Annotated in this window: 4 protein-coding genes; 3 read left to right on the top strand and 1 reads right to left on the bottom strand. The window is 54.6% G+C overall.

Going from position 1 to position 2,760, the window contains the following annotated elements:
- The 3 genes from DR039_RS11475 to DR039_RS11750 form a co-directional block, all read left to right on the top strand.
- The coding region (locus tag DR039_RS11475) for a CpsD/CapB family tyrosine-protein kinase (protein WP_229116778.1) at window positions 1-579 on the top strand (579 nt) is incomplete at its 5' end.
- Between the two features lie 432 nt (window positions 580-1,011).
- Complete coding sequence (locus DR039_RS03735) at window positions 1,012-1,581, top strand: arsenate reductase/protein-tyrosine-phosphatase family protein (RefSeq protein ID WP_170166862.1); 570 nt, start codon at window positions 1,012-1,014, stop codon at window positions 1,579-1,581.
- A 362-nt stretch (window positions 1,582-1,943) separates the two neighbouring features.
- On the top strand, window positions 1,944-2,468 hold the full coding sequence (locus tag DR039_RS11750; protein WP_407641270.1) for a nucleoside-diphosphate sugar epimerase/dehydratase: 525 nt from the start codon (window positions 1,944-1,946) through the stop codon (window positions 2,466-2,468).
- A gap of 94 nt (window positions 2,469-2,562) precedes the next feature.
- Here the strand turns inward: DR039_RS11750 and DR039_RS11755 are convergent.
- Window positions 2,563-2,760 (bottom strand): hypothetical protein (locus DR039_RS11755; protein WP_407641269.1); only part of this gene is annotated, 198 nt, incomplete at its 5' end.

The following is a 2,760-nucleotide window of genomic DNA, read 5'->3' on the forward strand; positions in this document are numbered from 1 at the left end:
CCGACTTCCGAAGTACTTGCTCAAGGGCCGGAGGAGCAGGAGCACGATTACCGGGTGGAGGAGTCTCTGCGCAAGCTTCGCACTAACCTGCGTTATGCGCGTGTGGATCAGGGGCTGCATAAGTTGATCGTGACTTCCTCTGTTCAGGGTGAAGGTAAGTCCACGGTCTCCACTAACTTAGCGCGAGTTATGGCTCTGGCGGGAGAGGAAGTTGTCCTTATTGAAGGAGATATGCGGCGGCCTGTCTTTAAAGAGAGGTTCAACTTGCCTGGCCATCAGCCAGGTCTTTCGCAGTTGCTGGTAGGGGCCACGACTCTGGACCAGGCTATGGTGCAAACAAAGGTTCCTGGCCTGCACGTAATTCCTGCAGGTGATACGCCGCCTAACCCTTCCGAACTGCTTGGGTCAGAACGGTTGAGTCAACTTGTCGATTACCTGGCTACTGATCGCTTGGTGATCATTGACGCTCCACCGGTACTCCCGGTGACTGACGCTGTCGCAGTGTCTGAGCGCATGGATGGAGTTTGTTCTAGTTGCCAGGGCAAAGAAGACCACCACGGATCAGCTGAAGTTGACTAAGGATACTATTGAACGTGGTGGTGGCACAGTGCTTGGCGTTGTCCTGAATCAGGTGCCGGTCTCTGGCCTGGGACGCTTGCGATACGGTGAGACAGAGTATGCTTACACATCGGTGGCGTATCAGGTGGACAACAAGGACCGCAATGAGCGCAGGCGGCGCCGCAGTAAAAGCACGAAACAGGATCCAGAAATGGTTCCCTATCAGGCCGAACAGGTCACACCGAAGCCAGGCGCGTCGACTGTAGGCAAGGGCAGCAGTACAGCGGACTTTGTGAATATGCTTGAGAATGACGCCATAAAGGAGGGTACTACATGGTCAGGCAGGGGGTGAACCCGCCTGCAGCATTCCCGGACTGGACGTCTCAAAGAACTGGGACTATAACAGTTTCAGAGTTGCCGGGCTGGTTGAATGTCTCCAGGGCGATCTCAAGTATGAAGTACGAGACTCACCAAGCTCCTCATATTCTCTTTGTGTGCACTGGAAACATATGTCGATCTGCTTTTGCGGCCTGTGCGTTGAGAAAGATGGTAGATGGCAGTCAAATCAGTGTTGCATCTGCTGGTATAGGTGCGCTCGAGGGAAGCCCAATTGATCCCGTTATGGGTGCAATCGCAGCTAGTCTCGATGTGTCGACAGAAGATCACGTTTCTAAGCAGTTAACAGGGCGACATCTCAAAACCGTAGATCTGATTCTGACTTTCGGCCCGGAGCACAACGCATGGATCCTAGCAAACTATCCAGAACAGATCCAGAAGGTGGTTTCGCTTCAACGTTTTGTCAATGTGGCAGAACTTGTTCCTATGAGTGAACGCAGGATTTGGGGAGAGTTGATCGAAGCGGTTGTAACCCGACAGTCGAAGATGGCGGTCGCAGGGGACGATTGGATAAGTGACCCTTATCGGTGCTCGCGAACCAAGTACTTGGAGGTAGGGGAGCGCATTTGGCGTTGTGTGCACAGTATGAGCGCGCTCATTAACTGTCTAGAATCAGAAATGCATTGACTTGCCTGCGCTGAAGATACCCAAACATGTTGTTCCATAATACCATAGAAGGTGAAAACCACAGGATGAATGAGACCTCGAATCTCGCCTGGAGGGCTGGGGCGGGATGGGTAGAGTCATCTCGCATGTTGCTAAAGCGTGTCGAGCCTTTATCCCTAATTGTTGGTGACGTCACGGCGACGTACGTCGCGATATATGTTGCCGCATGGGGAAGAACTAGCTGGGATCGAACCATGTCCCCGTTAGGCCCCTTTTGCACAATAGGCATACTTGCAATTGTAAACGTAGTCATCTTTGCTTCATTTCACATGTACGATAGCCTTTGGCGTTATGCCTCCATATCGGAGGCGACTCGCATTACGATGGCTTCTGTCTTGGCTTCATGCGTGACGTCGGGAATTTTGGCTGTATTTTTTGAAGGTGGTTTCTCTCTGCGGGAGTACGGTACAGCTTGGGCTGTAACGTTGATACTTGTCGCAGGCTCGCGAATGACGATACGAGCGGTTCTCGGCGGGAGGTCGCTGAAACTTCTGCTAACTGATGAAGGACGTGGCCGCCCACGGACACTGATTGTCGGTGCCGGCCAAACAGGGTCGCTGACGATTAAACGCATGCTCTCAGGGGATAAGGACATTGTAGGTAACCCAGTTGGTGTTGTTGACGATGATCCAGCAAAGGTTGGGCAGCGAGTTCATGGAGTTAAGGTCAAGGGTAACTGTCAATCCCAGCACGTCATGGGCAGCAGGGGAAATCAGGTAGTCCAAGGAAAAATAGGCGCCGCTGAGCCAAGTAAGCACGGCCAGGGCAGCAGGCCGGCCCCGCAAGACCTGAGTAACCCCGGCAGGAAAGACGCGCGCGCAAGCCCATACGATCAAGACCCCAGCTAAAACGCTGGCCATCCAGAAGCGGTAGGAGGAGGCCGAGAAGGCCCCCAGCAAGGCCACACCTGTGGCCAGCGCGATAGCAGGGAGCCAGGGTGCGTCATCGTCCGAGTGCACGTGCAGGTCCCGGATCGTGCGTGCAGCGGCAGACCGCGCGAGCACCAGTAGCGGCAGGTAGCCCACCAGGGCCCAGCATCGCCCCGCCCAAGGGCATGGTCAGGAAGGCCGGTACCTGGGCCGCGGCTGTAACCAGACCGTACTGATCACGTGCCCCCAGCTCCGTGGCCATAAAAGGCAA

Source organism: Actinomyces bovis (genome assembly GCF_900444995.1).
GTDB lineage: Bacteria > Actinomycetota > Actinomycetes > Actinomycetales > Actinomycetaceae > Actinomyces > Actinomyces bovis.